Source organism: Alphaproteobacteria bacterium LSUCC0684, assembly GCA_041228335.1.
Classification (GTDB): Bacteria; Pseudomonadota; Alphaproteobacteria; order Puniceispirillales; family UBA1172.
Genome location: CP166130.1, coordinates 200,446 through 218,571 on the forward strand (window position 1 = coordinate 200,446; position 18,126 = coordinate 218,571).

Here is an 18,126-nt window from a genome sequence, read left to right on the forward strand (position 1 = left end):
CAGTATTCTGAAAATCCGCGTGTCGGTGGTTCGAATCCGCCCCTGGGCACCACTTTTTAGTAATCGAATGTAGGCACATTTAGTCCCCTACTGTTTGGCGATTAAACCATTATCCAGCGAGTTCAAAATTTTCTAGCAACTCGTTTTGCCTCGCGTGGGTTTGTTGTACTGCATCCATCTTGACAGGACCGAAGCCACGGATCTGATCCGGTGTCTCGGCAAGGTCAACAGCAATGGCATAATTACTGGTCGTAAGTCCGTTGGACACCGTTGTGATCATTGCTTTATATTCCACAATCAGGGTACGTTCCATGCGGCGCTCTGCCGAGTAACCAAAAGGGTCAGCCCAACTGCCGCGCAGGTATTTTCCACGGGCAAGCAGATTGAGCATTGGCCGCACCCATTGTCCGAAGCGACGTTTTCGAGGCCGGCCGGTCGCGGCATCAACACCCCCGAGAAAAGGCGGGGCCAAATGGTGGACCACGCGATAATCGCCTTCGAATTGCTGGGCAAGTGATTGCTCAAAATCAGGATTGGTAAGCAGGCGGGCCACTTCATATTCATCCTTATAGGCCATGAGCCTGTAGAGGTTTTTTGCGACAGCTATGGCAAAATTCTTTGAGGGATTTATGTCCGTAGCAACGATGTTTGTGATGAAATCCTCATAAACCTTCGCATAATCCTTATCTTGATAGGCGGCAAGTCGGGAGGCGCGATCCTTGATGAGGGCTTCAAGGGTTTCGGTTCCTATATTCTCATCAGCCTTGACATCAAACCGGGCAGGTTCCACCACAAAGGCCCGTCCCCAGCCAAAGGCTGCCAGATTGAACTCGATCGCTACCTTATTAAGCCTGACGGCTTCCATAATCGCTACCTCGGAAAGGGGGATAAGACCCCGTTGCCAGGCGGCGCCAAGCAGGAAGAGGTTGGCGCCAATCGTATCACCGAGGAGTTGCCGAGCCATTTCGGTAGCGTTGGTCAAAAGGCATTGCCCCTCTGGTACCGCCTTTTCAAGACGCGCCTGCATCTGCATGGATGGCAGGGTAAAGTTGCGGTCGCGCACGAAAGCGCCGGTCATCATCTCATGGGTGTTGGCGATGATATGGGCATTTGGCCTGAGCAGGTTGAGCGCCCCATGCCCTGCGCTGGTTAAGATATCACAGCCGAGCATCAGATCCGCCGTCCCCGGGGCAAGGCGAATGGCATGGATCTGGTCCGGGGAGTCGGCAAGCCGAAGATGGGTAGTCACCGCACCACCCTTTTGTGCCAGCCCCGCCATGTCGATAACGCCAACGCCCTTGCCTTCGATATGAGCAGCCATGCCAAGTAGCGCCCCAAGGGTGACAACGCCGGTGCCGCCAACACCGGTGATCAGTATGCTTCGGGGGGAATCAAGATCAAGCACGGGTTGCGGTAGCGGCAAGTCGTCGGGGTGATTATTTAACGCTGCGGGCTTACGGAGCTTGCCGCCTTCAATCGTAACAAAGCTCGGGCAGAATCCCTTGAGGCAGGACACATCCTTGTTACAGGCCGATTGATCGATCGTACGTTTCGTGCCAAGCATCGTTTGAAGGGGCAGGATCGCCACGCAGTTCGACTGCCCCCCGCAATCTCCGCATCCTTCGCACACCTCCGGGTTGATCATCACCCGGCGCGGCGGATCGGCCTCAAGTCCCCGCTTGCGGCGGCGTCGCTTTTCGGTGGCGCAGGTCTGTACATAAATAAGAACTGTCACCCCCGACACATCAGCAAGCGCACGCTGAACGGGTTGAAGCTCATCACGGTGATGTATCCCTATGCCGTTGGGCAATCCTGCTGGGTCAATATTCCCGGGGTGCTCGGTGACAATCTCAACCCTTGCAACTCCAGCAGCTAATACTTCCGTTGCTATCTGGGCCGGCGGCAGGCCGCCTTCATGCATCTGCCCGCCGGTCATGGCAACGGCATCGTTATAGAGGATTTTGTAGGTCATGTTGACTCTGGCGGCGACGGCGGCGCGGATCGCCATCAATCCAGAGTGATTATAGGTGCCGTCGCCAAGATTCTGAAAAACATGTTTGCGCGTTGAAAACGGTGCCTCGCCAATCCAGTTGGCCCCTTCGCCGCCCATCTGGGTATAGCCTTCGGTTGCGCGGTCCATCATCTGGCTCATCCAATGGCAGCCGATGCCGGCATATCCTCGTGCGCCCTCAGGGAGGATGGTCGAGGTGTTATGTGGGCAACCAGCACAGAAATAGGGCGTTCGTGCCACATCAAGAGGGGGTTGGCCGTCCCCATGGGAAAAGCGCGTAGACCCGTCTTCAAGACCTGGCAACCGCAAAGCCAACTGACGGGCAATCATTACGGGATCAAGCACCCCATCGGCAGGAAAAAGCATATTGCCGGCTTCATCCTGCTTGCCAATGATCGCTGGGGCACCGTCAAGACCATAGAGAATCTCACGCGCCTGCCCCTCGATAAGGCCGCGTTTTTCCTCAACGATGATCAGCTTATCAAGACCAAGGGCAAACGCTTTTAAGCCTTGAGGTTCCAGCGGCCAGACCATCCCGATCTTATAGGTGGCAAGACCGAGTTTCGCCCCGCGTTTCTCATTCAGCTCAAGCAAGGCCAGCGCAGTTTGAGTATCCATCCAGCTTTTACCGGTGCTGATTATTCCTATGCTCGGCTTTTTGCCGCCTTGCCACCGGATGCCATCAAGATGGTTTGCCCTTGCATAAGCCCGGGCCGCATCGAGTTTATAGCGATGAAGGCGCCTTTCCTGCTCATGGCGATCATCACCTGCCCTGATATTGACACCACCTTCTGGCATATTGAACTCAGGATAAACCGGAGAGGGCGGGGCGGCAGGAAGCAGCACCGATCCGCTGCTCTCGATATTGTCCTTGACACATTTGAGCCCAACCCACAATCCGGAGAAGCGGCTCATCGCCCAGCCATGCAGACCGTAAGCAACGATCTCTTCAATATTGGCCGGATTCAGCACGGGCATCATCGCGTCAACCAGCGCATATTCACTCTGATGGCAGGTGGTGGAACTTTCACAGGAATGGTCGTCGCCAAGCAAAGCCAGCACGCCGCCCTTTTCCGCGCTGCCGGCAAGATTACCATGGCGGAAGACATCGCCTGTCCGGTCGACGCCCGGCCCCTTGCCATACCAGAGCGCAAAGACACCGTCTTTTGTTCCTTCGCCGCGTAGGCTTGCCTGCTGTGTGCCCCAGATCGCCGTTGCGGCAAGATCTTCGTTAAGCCCGGGATGGAAGTGAACGCCCGCCGCATCAAGATGTTCTTTGGCGGCGGCAAATTGCTGATCAAGCCCACCAAGGGGGGAGCCGCGGTACCCCGTCACATACCCGCCTGTATCCATTCCCATCGCCCGGTCACGCGCTGCCTGGATCAGGCAGAGCCGGATGATCGCCTGACTGCCCGTTAGATAGACCCGGTCGCGGGAAAGATCATATTTATCGCCTAAGGATACGGATGTCGCGAGCAATGGTGAGACGTCATCAACGCTTGTTTCAGCTGGGATTAGTGGCCTGACATCACCTTCCAAGATATGCTCCTCTGATTTTCATCGAAAATGATATCACCACCTGAGCAGAATTATTGACCAAATTATGCTATGTATATTTTATATTTTAGCAGATTATGCTATTATTTTTGCTATGGACAAAATCGATCTGAAGATACTCAAAGAATTGCAGCAGAACGCGCGGATCACCAATCAGGAATTGAGCGAAAGGGTCAACCTGTCGCCTACCCCCTCTTTGCGGCGGGTCAAGATGCTGGAAGAAAGAGGCATCATCAAAGGCTATAGCGCAATCGTGGACCCTGAAGCCTACGGATTGCCCATCATGGCCTTTGTTTCTGTTCGGCTTGAACGCCAGACAGAGACGGAAATTGCAAGTTTCGAGAAAGCCATCATGGAACTTGATGAGGTTGTCGCCTGTTATCTCATGTCAGGGCGGCATGATTATATGCTGCAGGTTTTTGCACGCTCCCTCAAAGATTATGAGAATTTTGTCCGCAACAGCCTGACCCGTGTCCCCGGCCTTGGCGAGCTGGAGACGTATTTTGCCTTCGGGCAGGTCAAACGATCGATGACCTTGCCGTCACCACTCCAGAGCAAATAAGCGCCAAGAATACGAAGGGTGGAACTTGGCCTTGTGGGTTGCCTTTTGGCTAGTAGAAAGGCAAGGCTGAAACACTGCCTTCGCGTTCCTTCCCATCCGGCGTGTGAACAACAACCGGCGTGCCCACCTCCCAATGGGAACGAATTATCATTGACAGCCCAACATTGCAATCCAGGCGCGGGGAATAAATACCTGACGTTATCTGGCCTAATGGCTTGCCGTCATGGCTGGTTACCGGAAACGGCTTACCGCAGGGAGGTGTCTTTCCGCCACCGAACCTGATGCCGCTTAGACGCTGTGAGGGCCCGTAGGTTGCAACGCGTTCAAGCGCAGCCTTGCCGATATAATCGATATCATCGCCCAGGTAACACATCTTATCGAATCCGCATTCCAGTGGATTATTCGCTCGCGTGAATTCATTACCATATGACATTAACCCACCTTCGATCCGTTCAATGAGGTTCGGGCAACCCGGTGTGATATTATATTTCCGCCCCGCCTCCCAGATCAGATCCCACAGATCCCCCCCGAGGTGGCTGCCCTCAAGGTATATTTCAAATCCACCCTGCTTGCTGTATCCCGATCGGGCAATAATCTGGCGCGTTCCAAGCATATCAAAGGCGGCAAAACCAAAATAGGGCATTTTGCGTATCGCATCGCCAAACAACTCCGTCATCAATGCTGTTGCTTTGGGGCCTTGTATGGCGAGTGGTGAGACATCAGGTTCATCTATTGCAACATCAAAACCTGCGCCCACGGCAAGTCCCTTTGCCCAGAGCAACACATCTGAATCCGCAATGGAGAGCCAGAATCTGTCATCCTCCAGTTTGAGGAGGACCGGATCGTTAATCATGCCAGCATTCTCGTCAATCAGGGGGACATAAAGGCCCTGGCCCTGACGTGCCTTGCGCAAATCTCGCGGCGTCATCAGTTGCACAAGCCGGGCCGCATCAGGCCCCCGGATCTCCACCTGACGCTGACAGGCCACATCCCAGATCTGAACATGTTCACGGAGATGCCAGTAATCCTCCTCAACCGATGGGCCATAGGCCTTGGGTAACAACATGTGATTGACCACACTGAACCCACGCACACCATGCTCTTCCACCTTGTCCGTGTAAGGTGTCCGCCTGATCCGGCGTGACATATTCAACCCGGTTTCCGACATCTATGCCTCCACTATATTCATCAGCAATATGCCGGTCACTGTGACCACCAGCAGGAATAGCTGTGCGGCGCCATGATGACAGGAATATGGTAGCGGGCATCCTGATCAGGCATGGTGAACCGGATAACAATTTCCGTGAGGATCTGTTTGCCGTCTTGAGGCAGGGAAAACTGCTGAAAATATGAGCCGCTTTCGATAACCATCTCATAGCGGCCTGCGGGATGTGTCTTTACTTCCTCGGCAAAACGTCCGCCCGCATCACTCGCGGAGATAAAAACCGTCTCCCGCTCGCCGGCATCATCGATATGCACAAGCTTCACGGCAACACCGCCGGCGTGACTTCCATCGACGCCGTTCAAAAAATGCGAAGATAATACCGCCATGATCTTCCTTTCCCCCCCTGAGCCTATTCGATTGACGCTTTGTCACGTTTTGACGTGGTGGCAAGCACAATCGGGCTGATAACCCCTTTGGCCTTGACGTTGACACAAGCTGTCTTACCACTCTCCAAAGCCCGCCGTATCGCCGGGATTATCTCTTCGCGTCTGGTGACCAATTCGCCATAGCCGCCAAGACCCTCAAACATGGTGTGGTAGGGAATATCGCGGAAATCGGTGGCGTAATGAGAACCGCTCTTGAAAAGGCGCTCCTGCTGTTGAGAAATACAGTCCAGCCCGCCATTATTGTCGATCACTACCGTTATCGGGCAATTCTCCTGGAACGCCGCCTCAATTGATAAGCCGCCAGACAGGAACGCGCCATCACCGCTAATCAGCACAACATTCTTGTCCCGGTGCAAATTCTTGGCGGATACGGCAAAAGAAACCCCGACTCCCAGCAGGCTAAACGTCCCCGGATGCAGGATTCCCCCAAGTTTTTTGCCCTGAAATCCCGCGAGATTAACGGCGATTTCAGACCAGAAATGCGTATTCCCGCCATCAATCACAAGCCAGTCATCATCAGCCATGGCGGCTTGCACATCAAGGGCGAGCTGAAGCGGATGGATCCGCCCGCCAAACTCCGGCTGGCCAGCCTCATGTTCCACGTCGGCCAGCATCTTGGCAACCCATTCGGCGCGGCGTTTCCGGTTAAGGTCAAACCAGCTTCGATCAAGGGTGAAATCAGGGCTTTGACCATGCGCGATCAGTGCCTTCAGGAAGGCGCCCGGATCGCTCAACAGGGTAAAATCAGCCGCCCGATTAAAGGCAATTTCCTCATGGGAGCCATTAATGCATACAAGCTCTGTTGTGACCGGGAAAAGGGGCGGATTGCCAAAATTCATCTGATTATCAAGCCTGGCCCCCACCATCAGCACCAGGTCCGATTCGTGGAAAGCATCTGCCGAGGGATGATATTGATGAATATCAGCAAGCCCCATATAGGCTTCACACTCTTCACCAAGCAATTTCTGATGATAGGGAATGTTGAATACAGGTATACCCAGACGTTGCCCCGCCGCTTCAAGCTCAGCCTCCGCCCCTGACCACCAGACACCATGCCCGCCGATAAGAACCGGTCTCCTGGCCGTGCTCACCCTGGCCAGGACCTGCTCCAGTCGCTCGGGATCAGGCCAGGCCCGGGAAGGAGCTTGGGCGCCCAGATCAAAGGGACGTTCCTGCCGCCCCGCATCCTCCGCAAAAGAGGAAAACATGATATCCACCGGCAGGCTGAGATGTACGGCGCCAGGATAGCCATCGGTCGCGATCTTGAAGGCACGGTCGACAAATTCGGTAATTCTATTCCCATCCGTAATGGTAACGCTATATTTTGTCAGAGGCTGGGCGATGGCAACGTCATCAATCTCTTTAAAGCCGCCGGCCCCCTGCCGTTTCAGCGTGCTTGACCCGGTCACAAAAATCACCGGAGACCGCTCACCCCAGGCTTCCATCATTGCTGGCACCGCATTGGCAAAGCCTTCGGGCCCGACAAGGCATACAGCCGGTTTGCGCGTGATCCGCGTATGGCCATCAGCCAGATGACCGGCGACTTGTTCATGGGGGCAGTTTATGACCTTCATCTGGCATTCCATAAACCCTTCCAGGGCCGGATTACAGAAACCACCAGACAGGGTGAACACATGCTCAACACCCTTTTCCTGAAGCGCCCGGGCAAGGAGTGCGCCGCCCCTAATCTTTAGACTATCCGTCATCTTCCCTCTCCTGACCATAAGCTTGATGTCCGTGGGTTGCGGCAAGGCACGCACCGGTTATCTCAGGGGCAGTTCTGCACCCTAGAAGACCCATGATAGAACTAGCCTCATTTCCAATCAGATCGAGAATATCGGACAAGCCCTTTTCGCCATTCGCGCCGATGGCATACATCACGCTTCGCCCCAGCATGACAAAATCGGCCCCCGAAGCAAGCGCTTTGACCACTTGTTCACCATTCTGCACCCCACCATCAAAAAGGAGCGGCATGTCATGCCCCACCGCATCACGGATATGCCGAAGCGAAGTAATAGCTGTCGGGGCGGCATTCAACTGCCGGCCACCATGGTTCGACACATAGATGCAATCCACGCCCAAAGCCTTGATGCGAAGAGCATCCTCAGGGCATTGCACCCCCTTAACCACAAGCTTACCCCGCCAACGATCCCGGAGCTGTTCAAGAAAAGTCCAATTTGCTCCACTGCGACTGGCGTTCCGCACAAAAGTGGTTGTGCTACGTGAGGTGATGTAATTCATCGGACGGGGCATGCCTTCGGAAAGACTTCGCGCTAGCGTCGCGAGGGACCAGCGCGGATGGGTTGCAAAATCCCAGATCTGACGGGGGCCCCAGCGCATTGGAACAGCAAAACCGTTGCGAAGATCACGTGTTCGCACCGACGGGATGGGCACATCAACGGTCAGGATCAGCACGTTGTATGCCGCGGCCGAGGCGCGTTCGATCAACTCATCGATGAAATCACCAGACTGGTCCGCATAAAGCTGAAACCAAGCATAGCCCTCAGCCTCTTCGATCACTTTTTCCAAAGCCATTGATGATGCTGTCGACACGCATAAGGGGATCCGGCGCCTTGCCGCCGCCCTGGCCAGATACATGTCAGCACCTGGCCAGGTCAATGCGCACATCCCCATTGGGGCAATTCCAAAGGGAGCACCAGTTTCAAGGCCAAGTATCCGGGTGGAAAGATCACGTTCAGCCACGTCAATCAGCACACGTGGCATGAGGCGCAAATCATTCAGGGATGAGCTGTTCAACGCAGCAAGACTCTCATCGCCAGAAGCCCCGTCGATAAAGTCAAAAATCATTTTTGGCAGACGTTGCTCTGCGCCTGCCCGGGCCTGCTCCACTGAAAACAAACTCTGCGTCACGCGTTCACCTTTTTCTTTGCAATACAGAACGCTAACAAATTTCAAATTCATCAATCAAATATAATAATTGCATGAATCAATAAAAAAACCCTATGATTCAGGAAGAGATACAAGATCATGAATTTTAGACAATTAAAAGCTTTTCATACAGTTATGCGGTTGGGCACGATTACTGCTGCGGCAAACGACCTGTGCGTATCGCAACCGAGCGTCACGCGCCTTATCCATGAGCTTGAACTGGCCATCGGGTTCACCCTTTTTGTCCGTAAAGGTCGTGGCATCGTTGCAACGTTGGAGGCAAGGCGGTTCCATCAGGCCGTGGAAAGTGCCTTTATCAATATCGATCACCTTGATGATCTTGCCGCATCCATCCGCAAAACGGCGATTGGTAAAGTGTCTGTTGGCGTAATTCCAACCTTTTCAATATCCCTGCTGCCACAGGTTCTTGGGAAAATGCAGCAAAGTCTTAATGATACCCATACGGTTATCTATACGCACAACACACCCGCCATCGTTGATGCTGTGCGCTTGCATCAATACGATCTTGGCATTGTTTCACGCTCACCACCTTATGAAGGTGTCCATATTGTCTATCAAACAGCGGCGCGGTATGTGGCGTTATTACCTCAAGACCATCTGCTTGCAAACAGTACCGAAAATCTTGATCTTCGGGAAGTTGCAGGAAGGGATGAATTTGTCACTTTCGGCAATATATACCCGCTGGAAATGCAGGGCATGGATGCGGACCTTGCTGAAAAATTCCAAAATAACGCCCGCTACAGCGTTGCTAATGTGCTGGCTGCTGCTGCCCTTGTGCGCGAAGTCGGGGTGCCTGCACTGGTTGATCCTTTCACCGCCCGCCTCTCCGCAACAAATGGAGATTTGGTCGTTCGCCCCTTGCAACAGAAACTTCTCTATCACATCAGCATCATCACCAGAGGAACAGAACTGATGACAAGGGAAACGCGACAACTTGCTGATGCTCTGATCACGGCTATTGAAGACGACCCAATTATTCGTGCAGACTCTCAACCCTGATGAGGCCATTCAAGCCTGATAGGCAATGCTTTCCGCAGGGCCTGATCATGCGCCGGATCGATGTAATAGGGATGATGGGCGGCGAGCACCTTTCTGACATGGTCTTCCGCCGCCTTTTGTATATCTCGGCTGCCGGCTTCCTGCCAGGTGTCAATACTGGTGCGGTCAGCGATCTCAGGGTAGAGAAAATCGGAATGCATCCGGGCATAGGTCTCTGCCTCACCCAGAAAATGTCCCGTCCCTGTCGCCACCGCATCAATGACGCCAGCGTCAAGGGTTTCCGGCGAGATATCCACCTTCGCCGTCGCCCTCAGGATCGCGCCAAGCATGTCGTTGTCGATCACCATGGCGGCAAGCGAGATGCCCATGAGGGCCGCCTGCGCGCCGCATGCCTGGGTGATGATATTGGCTCCTGCCTGCACCGTCTGGGCAACGGTCAGGCATTTCTCATACCCGCTCTGGGCATCGGGAAGCTTGCTGTCGGTGGCGCCTGCAATGGTGGAGGAGGGCAGGCCATAAAACCTTGCCATCTGCATTGAGGCGGCGGTGAGCACCGCCTGCTCGCCACTGCCGCCAGCCATACCGCCGGTGCGCAGATCCGTGATCATCGGGCGCGGGCCGAACACCACCCTAGCCTCGGGGTCCACCAGAAAGGCAAGGATCATCCCCGCCAGCGTCTCCGCTGTCGTCTGGGCCACGCATCCCGCAATCGTCACCGGGCTTGACGCCCCGAGCTGGCCGAACGTATTGGCCATCACCGGAATGCCGCAACGAACCGCCTCGATCAGGACCAGCACCGCATCCCCGTCAAAACGGAGCGGCGGGACCACATGATTGATATTCAGCGAAAGGAAAGGCCGCGCCCGGAAATCTTCTTCCGAGCCTGCCAGCTGATAACATATGCGGGCAATATCTCGCACGTTTTCCGGAGTGCCCGCGCTGACAATCACATGCTTTCGCGTGCCTGCGAGACTGGCATAGGCGGTGTTGACATCAAGATGACGCTGATCCGGCATATCCCGCGCCACCAGCGGGCGGCTGAAGAAATGGATATGCGGCAGGGTATCAACCAGCCTTGCGGCGTTGTAGATATCGGCAAGGGTGCTTTCACGATAGCGGCCAAACACGTTGTCATAGATCAATGGCGAGGCCCCGCCCGTGCCAACATGAACTTTGCCTGCCGCAAGTTCAAGATCGGTATCCCCGCCGCGGCCATAGAGGGTGATCTTGCGGTGCAGTCCGGCGAGCGCCGCCTCAATCAGCTTTTCGGGAAAGAGAAGCCGGCCCCGGTCATCAACCATACCGCCCAACCCTTGGACCAGTTCAACCGCCGCAGGTGGCGCCTCAGCAAGGCCGGTTGTTGAAAGAAGCTCCCTTACTGTTGCGTCAATAGACGCAACCCCCGCCTCATCCAGCGGGTTGAGACTGCCGCCACGGCCGATGATGCGATGCCCTGAAAGCGAGACCCGGGGATCAGCCTCAGGTTTATTTGCGCGACGCCGGCGTGTGCCTCGATCTCTGGCACCTTGATGGGAGTCAATGTCATGCGTCATTTTTTAACCATTCCCGCTCTTTTTAGATTAATTTATGCCCGGTCTGAAGTTCAGACACAGCAACACTGTCGTAGTTACACTCAACTATGTAGGCATTGCCAGTATTACCCCTGGCACGGATAATGTTTTTCACAACTCCATCAATAATATATACGCCAACGCCATCGTCGATAGCCAATCCCGCTGCCAGTTGCCGGTTAGAAACATGGCTGTCATAAGCTTCCTTGCGTTCAGGTTCGTTATGGTAATGCGGGCAGGCACTGCCTGGAAGAAGTCCGAGACCAGAATGCAAATTATACCCGTCCTGAGCCGTTCCAAGAAGAAGGTCTTCAAACCAGCAGATAGCACCGGCGCTCACCCCGGACATAATGACGCCGTGATGTGCCGCCTTCAAAAGGCTTGATACAATGCCTGTCTTATGCCAATGGGCAAGAAGTTTCACCGTCGCCCCCCCACTTACATAGAGAATATCAATTCGTGACAGAAACTTATCGGCTGAAGCTGCATCTGCATTCAAGGGCAGATGATCAGTAGCAGCACATTTTTGAAAACGATCGTAAAACCCGCGCAGACGTTCGGTATTGTCATCATTCGCATGCCCTATATATCCTATACGAACGGATTCAACCGGGCCAACAAGAGCCAACAATTCATCTTCCAGCACAGAATCACCAGGTATGGCATCTTCGGGATGGGTGAAACCGCCACCACCGACTGCAAATATCTGAACTGCCATGCTATGAGTTTCCGCTGTCTAAAACTTACAAATTTCGATGCTACATTGAGCTCAACGCCAGATGGACAACATGATTTTACGAGTTGAGTTGCCAGTTTGTGCGAAAATCTCTAGATACGCAATCCGAATATAAAAAACTTTTCTATACAATTTTCGTATGGGTATATTCATAAATTATATTTGTTTGTGCAGTTCTATAAATCCATACTTTACATAAAATTATATTAGAAAAACTGGTCCGGCAGGATTGGTGTTTCTTCAAAAAAATCACGATAAAAGCCAGTATCAGCCAAAATGGCTGTATGCCGCCGGCATTAGGAGGAAGTATCGATGAAAAAATGGCTAATCGCGTCTGCAATGGTAGTTATACTAGGTGGGACGAGTGCAATCGCATCGCCAAGTGGCACTTTTCGACAAGCGCATGAATATGGTTTTGGCGACAAATCCAGCCTTGACCCTGCCTCTCGCGGGCGGGTAATGCAGATCACTGAAAAGCTGATGAGTCGCCTGATACGACCTGACATGAAGGGATCACCAAGCCCAGATCTTGCAACATCCTGGAGTTCAAACGCAGAGGCCACAGAGTGGACCCTGAAATTGCGTCAAGGGGTTTCATTTCACGATGGAAGCGCATTTGATTCTGCAGATGTGATTTACACCTTCGATCGAGTGCTGGACCCGGAAAACAAGTCGCCGGCTCGGTCAGCCATAAAAATGATCGAAAAAATGGAAGCCCCGGACAGCCACACGGTAAAGTTCACGCTTTCCACACCCTTTGCTGACATGCCGCTGCAGCTGATGGATTACCGCTTGCGTATCATTCCCGAAGGTTCCGGGGATAGTATAGCAACCTCTGGTATCGGAACAGGTCCGTTCAAACTGGTCTCTTTTGATGCCGCGGGCGTGACCAAACTTGAAGCCAATATGGATTATTGGGAAGGAGCCCCCGGTGTTGCCAAGATGGAAATCATCGGTATCGGCGATGGTCAGGCCCGTATGCAAGCTCTCTTGGGTGGCCAGATTGATTTTGAGAACACGGTGACAAACCAGCAGAAACCCATGTTTGCCAGTAGCAGCAAATTCAAAATCATGGAAGTGCCAACAGGCAACTGGCGTGGATTAGTGTTCCGCACAGATATTGAACCATTTACGGATGTGCGTGTGCGTCAGGCCGTTCGCAAGGCGGCCAACCGGGAAGAGCTGGTGAAACTGATCATGGGTGGGGCGGCAACAGTCGCCTGCGATACACCCGTGAAACCAGATGATCAGTACCGAGCTGATATAAAATGCCCCCAGGATATTGCTGGTGCAAAAAAGCTTCTTGCAGAAGCTGGTTTTCCGGATGGAATTGATATCGAAGTCTATGTTGCCACGCTTGAGCCAACCTGGCCTATCCTTGCGGAAGCCTATCAGCAACAGGCAGCAGAAGCCGGCATTCGTGTCACCATTAAGCAGGTGCCTTCTGACGGGTACTGGAGTGATACCTGGATGCAGAAAACCGTATCAGCAACGCGCTGGAATGAACGGCCTGCCGACTCAGCCCTGCATGAAATTTATCTGTCAACAGCCAAGTGGAATGAATCCTACTATAAGGATTCCAATTTTGACGCTCTGCTAGGCAAGGCACGCCGGGAGCTGAATTTTGACAAGCGCAAAGCGCTTTATGTTCAGGCTCAAGAGCATTTATATGAAACAGCCGGTACATTGATCCCTTATCACGTCTCAAAAATCTATGCGATGAGCGAAAGGGTCAACGGCATTGATCCGGTGGAAAATCACTCGATCCGCTGGAACAAGGTAACCGTCAAATAATCTCAGCCAGATAGGTTCGAGAAATACCATCAGGCCAGTGCACCTAAAAAGAATATGAACAGTGGTGCACTGGCCCTTAATATAATTACCAATAGAGCGATATTAAAATGGGGAGGGCAGTATGCTGTTGATGCTTTTAAGGCGCCTTCTTCTTGGCTTGGTAACCGTATGCATTGTCTCACTTATTATTTTTTCCGGTGTTGAAATACTGCCCGGAGATGCTTGCACCCAATATCTGGGTGAATATCAGGCGGATGATGAATTGCTATCCCAGTGCCGCAAGGACCTCGACCTGAACCGGCCGGCAATTGAACGCTTTGGTGATTGGGCAAGTGGTGCGCTCAAGGGTGATCTCGGACTTGCCGTTGATGGAAAAACCAAGATCAGCACCATCGTCGGTGATCGTCTAAAGAATTCTCTGCTATTGGCGGTATGCGCAATGTTTGCAGGGATACCGCTGGCACTGTTACTTGGCATCATTACTGGTCTTTGGCGGGATCGTATGCCAGATCTTATCATCTCGACACTCGCTATTTTTGCCATGACCGTCCCTGAATTTGTTTCCGCTACATTGCTGATCCTTGTTTTCAGTATCTGGCTGGGTTGGCTTCCTGGCATTGTGCTAACTTCAGCAGGCGCGCCTGCAGCAGAATTTTTTCCTGAAATTCTGTTGCCCGTTATTGTGCTGTCTTTGGTGATGTGTGCGCATATCATGCGGATGGTTCGCTCGTCAGTCATCGAAGTGATGGCTAGTGAATATATCCAGATGGCGACGCTGAAAGGTGTGCCTTACTGGCAGATGGTATTTAGCCATGCTCTGCCAAACGCCCTGCTGCCAGCCATTAATGTGGTTGCGCTGACCATTGCCTGGCTGCTAGGTGGCGTAGTGGTTATTGAAGTGGTGTTTAATTATCCGGGGCTTGGCCGGTTGATGATCGACTCAATTTCTGACCGGGACCTTCCCGTTGTGCAATCAATCGCACTGATCGTAGCCAGCATTTATGTCTGCGTGAATCTCGCAGCTGATCTGCTGACAATGCTTGCCAACCCCAAACTGCGCACAATGTACATGAGGAAGTGATGGCATTAACTGATATTCAGTACACTTCCTCACGCAGTCGCGTTGTTGTCGTTTTCAAGGACCTTGTTTCGCGGCCGTCCGGTGCGATTGGCCTGTCACTTGTAATATTCCATATTCTTCTGGCTTTGCTAAGCCCGTTTATCGTTCCCTTCGATTACAAGCTTCAGAATTCAGCTTTAATGTTAACCCAGCCTGATGCCGTGCACTGGCTTGGTGCCGACCATCTCGGGCGAGATGTCTTTTCACGGACGCTCATGGGCGGGCGTGAAGCGTTGCTAGTTACTGGCATTGCTACCCCGCTTGCTGTGATGTGGGGTGGTTTTATAGGCATTCTTTTCGGACTAGTCGGAGGACGGCTTGACGAAGTGCTGATGCGTATCGTGGATGCGTTTTTGTCGCTTCCATGGATCCTGAAAATGCTTGTCCTGATTGTTACTTTCGGGACAGGCATTGAAGTGCTAATTCCTACGCTTGCCTTTTTTTACGGGATACCTGTTATCCGCATAGCACGAGCCGCAACCCACGATGTCATTGCGCGTGACTTTGTCTGGGCGGCAAAGGCACGGGGGCATAATCGTGTCAGTATCATCTTTCGTGAATTACTACCGAATGTTCTTGATACATTGATGGTCGAAGGGGCGATGCGCTGGTCCTGGATGCTGCTTGCTTTTTCATCATTGTCATTCCTTGGCTTTGGCGTATCTCCACCAACTCCGGATTGGGGGCTGATGATTTCTGATGCGCGTGGCTTCATGTCCTTTGCACCCTGGGGCGTGATCGGTCCGGTGATTGCATTGTCATCGCTTATTATCGGAATAAATCTTACTGCCGACGCCTTGGCAAAGGCCCTTGGGATAGATCGTGCGCAAAAGGCACCGGTATAAAATGCGTAAAATCAGCTGTATTAATATTCAAAACCTCTCCATAGGTTACACCAGCCGATCCGGTGATGTTATCAGGGTTCTTCGTGATGTAAGCCTGACATTGAATCGAGGCGAAAGCATCGGCCTTGTTGGTGAGAGCGGGTCAGGCAAGAGCACGCTGGCGCTTGCGGCGATGGGGTTTTTCAAGCGCGGTCTGAAGGTGCTGGATGGCAGTATACATTTTGACGGTGTCGATATGCTGGAGCTCAACCGCGATGAGTTGCAGGATATCCGCGGGAGTAGACTGGCTCTGATCCCGCAGAATTCCGGCCAGTCACTAACGCCTACATTGCGTATCGGTCACCAGATTGCCGAAGCCTTGCATTTGCACAGCGCATTTCCATCTGAACAGATCGACGCCCGTGTTATCGAACTGCTCACCCAGGTTCGTCTTCCCGATCCTGCAGCTCTTGTTCGCCGGTACCCGCATGAACTATCAGGCGGACAACAGCAACGTGTGGCTATTGCCATGGCGCTGGCAGGTCAACCGGATGCGCTTTTGCTGGATGAGCCAACTACCGGACTTGATGTGACAACCCAGGCACATATTCTTGAATTGCTCCGAGAACTAGCACACAGCCATAACATGGCCATGCTTTATGTCAGCCATGATCTTGGGGCGATTGCCCGTGTCTGTGACAAAATTGCTGTTATGTATGCTGGCGAGATTGTGCTTTACGGCGCTACCAAACAGGTGTTGTCGACACCGGCCCATCCCTATGCTCATGGTCTGCTTCAATCTATCCCCCGGCTCAACCAAAAGAGTCTGCCGATGGCTCTGGATGGCCGCCCGCCACTACCTGGACAAACAGTTAATGGCTGTGCCTTTGCTGATCGATGCGCCCTAGCCGGTGCGCTTTGCCGAACCCATTCCCCCAAATTGACAAGGCTGGATTCAGGGGAAACCGTGCGTTGCTTTCACCCGGACCGAATAGACCTCATGCCAAAATCCAGGCACAAACCATCTCGGCAAGTTGATCTTGCAAAAGGGAAACAGCAAGCGGCAACATTAGGTCTTTCAAATCTCTCAATCAGTTATTCCAAACACAACTGGCTGGCGTCGTTGAGCGGCGCAAATGATAAAGCGCCTCCAGCCACGGTGGATGGCGTGAACATCTCCATAGAAAAAGGTGAAACACTTGGTCTTGTAGGTGAAAGCGGAAGCGGCAAATCAACTATCCTCAAGGCAATTGCCGGACTTGTTGCACCAAAATCCGGAACAATTACGATGGATGAAACATCTCCGCTTAAAGCAAATGTCGAAGACCGACCTGCAATGAATCTGCGGCAAATTCAGATGATCTTTCAAAACCCTGATGACAGCCTCAATCCACGACATACCGTTGCACAAATTCTGGCCCAACCGCTCCGACTTTATTTCGGGTTGTCGGGTGACCGGCTGCGGGCGCGCAGTGCCGAATTGCTTGAACAGGTTCGACTTGGCTCACATTATCTTGATCGCTTGCCAAGCCAGCTATCGGGAGGAGAAAAGCAACGTGTCGCGGTTGCCCGCGCCTTTGCCGCTCAACCTGAAATCGTCCTATGTGACGAGGTAACATCCGCACTTGATGTATCGGTTCAGGCCGCTGTGCTGGAATTGCTTGATGAATTAAAGGCCAGTCAGAACACCACCTACATTTTCGTTTCACACGACCTGGCCGTCGTTAAGGCCATCTCGGATCGCGTGGCAGTTCTCTATCAGGGGCGTTTATGCGAAATTGGCCCGTCATCAGCTGTTTATCAGGCCCCGTTCCATCCATATACCGATGTCTTGCTTGGTGCCGTGTTAGAGCCTGATCCGGATAAGGCACCAAAATTAAGTGCAGAAGATGTCGTTGAACTTTCTCCCCCGGCGGTGGGCTGTCCTTTTCAGCGTCGTTGCCCGCGTAAACTGGGAGAAATTTGTGAGAAGGCCACCCCGCCTCTTCAAACTATTGGCAAGGGGCATATCATCAACTGCCACATTCCGTTAGCAGAACTCTAGACGTCGTAGTTTCTTGGCCAGATTTTATGTCACAAAACCCACGTCGTCGCGCCAGTAATTGTGATCCCGGCAGCATTCACCCTTTTTATTTATTGGCTCAAATAAATGGTTAGTTGGAACCGAACTCAGTAAAATATCCGCTTTAACCATATATCTGTAGATCAGATGCCAAATTCTAGTAAGAAATTATATTTGATAAAAATGCGAGTAAAGTAGACGGTCATCCGGTATCCTGCCCCACAGTCAACTTCCATTACACAGTTTTTAACACACCTGATTTTTGGGCCTGCAAGCCACTGATTATATGCAGGAAAAGTTAAAGCAGTATTCTGAAAATCCGCGTGTCGGTGGTTCGAATCCGCCCCTGGGCACCACTTTTCCGTTTTA

The 18,126-nt window shown here is 52.7% G+C and carries 13 protein-coding genes; 6 read left to right on the forward strand and 7 right to left on the reverse strand.

Annotated elements, in window-relative coordinates:
• Window positions 1-109: 109 nt before the first annotated feature.
• On the reverse strand, window positions 110-3,550 hold the full coding sequence (locus AB8880_00955; GenBank protein ID XDZ65994.1) for an indolepyruvate ferredoxin oxidoreductase family protein: 3,441 nt from the start codon (window positions 3,548-3,550) through the stop codon (window positions 110-112).
• Window positions 3,551-3,662: 112 nt separating this feature from the next.
• Here AB8880_00955 and AB8880_00960 point away from each other — a divergent pair, with 112 nt between their 5' ends.
• Window positions 3,663-4,130 (forward strand): Lrp/AsnC family transcriptional regulator, encoded by a 468-nt coding sequence (locus AB8880_00960; protein XDZ65995.1) that lies wholly within the window; start codon window positions 3,663-3,665, stop codon window positions 4,128-4,130.
• Window positions 4,131-4,179: 49 nt separating this feature from the next.
• Here AB8880_00960 and AB8880_00965 read toward each other — a convergent pair whose 3' ends face one another.
• Genes AB8880_00965 through AB8880_00980 form a run of 4 tightly spaced genes read right to left on the reverse strand, consistent with a single transcriptional unit; the run spans window position 4,180 to window position 8,612 of the window.
• On the reverse strand, window positions 4,180-5,298 hold the full coding sequence (locus AB8880_00965) for a dimethylsulfoniopropionate demethylase (protein ID XDZ65996.1): 1,119 nt from the start codon (window positions 5,296-5,298) through the stop codon (window positions 4,180-4,182).
• Window positions 5,299-5,333: 35 nt separating this feature from the next.
• On the reverse strand, window positions 5,334-5,681 hold the full coding sequence (locus tag AB8880_00970; protein ID XDZ65997.1) for a hydroxyisourate hydrolase: 348 nt from the start codon (window positions 5,679-5,681) through the stop codon (window positions 5,334-5,336).
• 23 nt (window positions 5,682-5,704) lie between these two features.
• Window positions 5,705-7,447, reverse strand: coding sequence for a thiamine pyrophosphate-binding protein (locus AB8880_00975; GenBank protein ID XDZ65998.1), 1,743 nt, complete (start codon window positions 7,445-7,447; stop codon window positions 5,705-5,707).
• Complete coding sequence (locus AB8880_00980; GenBank protein XDZ65999.1) at window positions 7,437-8,612, reverse strand: alpha-hydroxy acid oxidase; 1,176 nt, start codon at window positions 8,610-8,612, stop codon at window positions 7,437-7,439. Before AB8880_00980 ends, AB8880_00975 begins: the two co-directional genes overlap by 11 nt.
• Window positions 8,613-8,729: 117 nt before the next feature.
• Between AB8880_00980 and AB8880_00985 the strand changes: the two genes are divergently transcribed.
• Window positions 8,730-9,650, forward strand: a complete 921-nt coding sequence (locus AB8880_00985) for a LysR family transcriptional regulator (protein ID XDZ66000.1) — start codon at window positions 8,730-8,732, stop codon at window positions 9,648-9,650.
• On the opposite strand, the gene AB8880_00990 is transcribed toward AB8880_00985, so the two are convergent.
• Window positions 9,641-11,203 (reverse strand): trimethylamine methyltransferase family protein, encoded by a 1,563-nt coding sequence (locus tag AB8880_00990; GenBank protein ID XDZ66001.1) that lies wholly within the window; start codon window positions 11,201-11,203, stop codon window positions 9,641-9,643. The two genes, AB8880_00985 and AB8880_00990, sit on opposite strands and share 10 nt — an antisense overlap.
• 22 nt (window positions 11,204-11,225) lie before the next feature.
• Entirely contained in the window at window positions 11,226-11,939 is a 714-nt protein-coding gene (locus tag AB8880_00995) for a Type 1 glutamine amidotransferase-like domain-containing protein (protein XDZ66002.1), read from the reverse strand.
• A 330-nt stretch (window positions 11,940-12,269) separates the two neighbouring features.
• Here AB8880_00995 and AB8880_01000 point away from each other — a divergent pair, with 330 nt between their 5' ends.
• The 4 genes from AB8880_01000 (at window position 12,270) to AB8880_01015 (ending at window position 17,739) form a co-directional block, all read left to right on the forward strand.
• Entirely contained in the window at window positions 12,270-13,751 is a 1,482-nt protein-coding gene (locus AB8880_01000; protein XDZ66003.1) for an ABC transporter substrate-binding protein, read from the forward strand.
• Between the two features lie 121 nt (window positions 13,752-13,872).
• Window positions 13,873-14,832: an ABC transporter permease gene (locus AB8880_01005; protein ID XDZ66004.1), complete on the forward strand. Its 960-nt coding sequence runs from the start codon at window positions 13,873-13,875 to the stop codon at window positions 14,830-14,832.
• Window positions 14,832-15,716, forward strand: a complete 885-nt coding sequence (locus AB8880_01010; protein ID XDZ66005.1) for an ABC transporter permease — start codon at window positions 14,832-14,834, stop codon at window positions 15,714-15,716. The genes AB8880_01005 and AB8880_01010 overlap by 1 nt, the downstream gene beginning before the upstream one ends.
• Window position 15,717: 1 nt before the next feature.
• Window positions 15,718-17,739, forward strand: a complete 2,022-nt coding sequence (locus AB8880_01015; GenBank protein XDZ66006.1) for an ABC transporter ATP-binding protein — start codon at window positions 15,718-15,720, stop codon at window positions 17,737-17,739.
• Window positions 17,740-18,126: the final 387 nt, after the last annotated feature.

Coding starts and splice junctions, on each gene's coding strand:
- AB8880_01000 (XDZ66003.1), top strand. CDS start 12,270: ATGAAAAAATGGCTAATCGCGTCTGCAATGGTAGTTATACTAGGTGGG.
- AB8880_01010 (XDZ66005.1), top strand. CDS start 14,832: ATGGCATTAACTGATATTCAGTACACTTCCTCACGCAGTCGCGTTGTT.
- AB8880_00965 (XDZ65996.1), bottom strand. CDS start 5,298: ATGTCGGAAACCGGGTTGAATATGTCACGCCGGATCAGGCGGACACCT.
- AB8880_00970 (XDZ65997.1), bottom strand. CDS start 5,681: ATGGCGGTATTATCTTCGCATTTTTTGAACGGCGTCGATGGAAGTCAC.
- AB8880_00995 (XDZ66002.1), bottom strand. CDS start 11,939: ATGGCAGTTCAGATATTTGCAGTCGGTGGTGGCGGTTTCACCCATCCC.
- AB8880_01005 (XDZ66004.1), top strand. CDS start 13,873: ATGCTGTTGATGCTTTTAAGGCGCCTTCTTCTTGGCTTGGTAACCGTA.
- AB8880_00990 (XDZ66001.1), bottom strand. CDS start 11,203: ATGACGCATGACATTGACTCCCATCAAGGTGCCAGAGATCGAGGCACA.
- AB8880_01015 (XDZ66006.1), top strand. CDS start 15,718: ATGCGTAAAATCAGCTGTATTAATATTCAAAACCTCTCCATAGGTTAC.
- AB8880_00985 (XDZ66000.1), top strand. CDS start 8,730: ATGAATTTTAGACAATTAAAAGCTTTTCATACAGTTATGCGGTTGGGC.
- AB8880_00960 (XDZ65995.1), top strand. CDS start 3,663: ATGGACAAAATCGATCTGAAGATACTCAAAGAATTGCAGCAGAACGCG.
- AB8880_00975 (XDZ65998.1), bottom strand. CDS start 7,447: ATGACGGATAGTCTAAAGATTAGGGGCGGCGCACTCCTTGCCCGGGCG.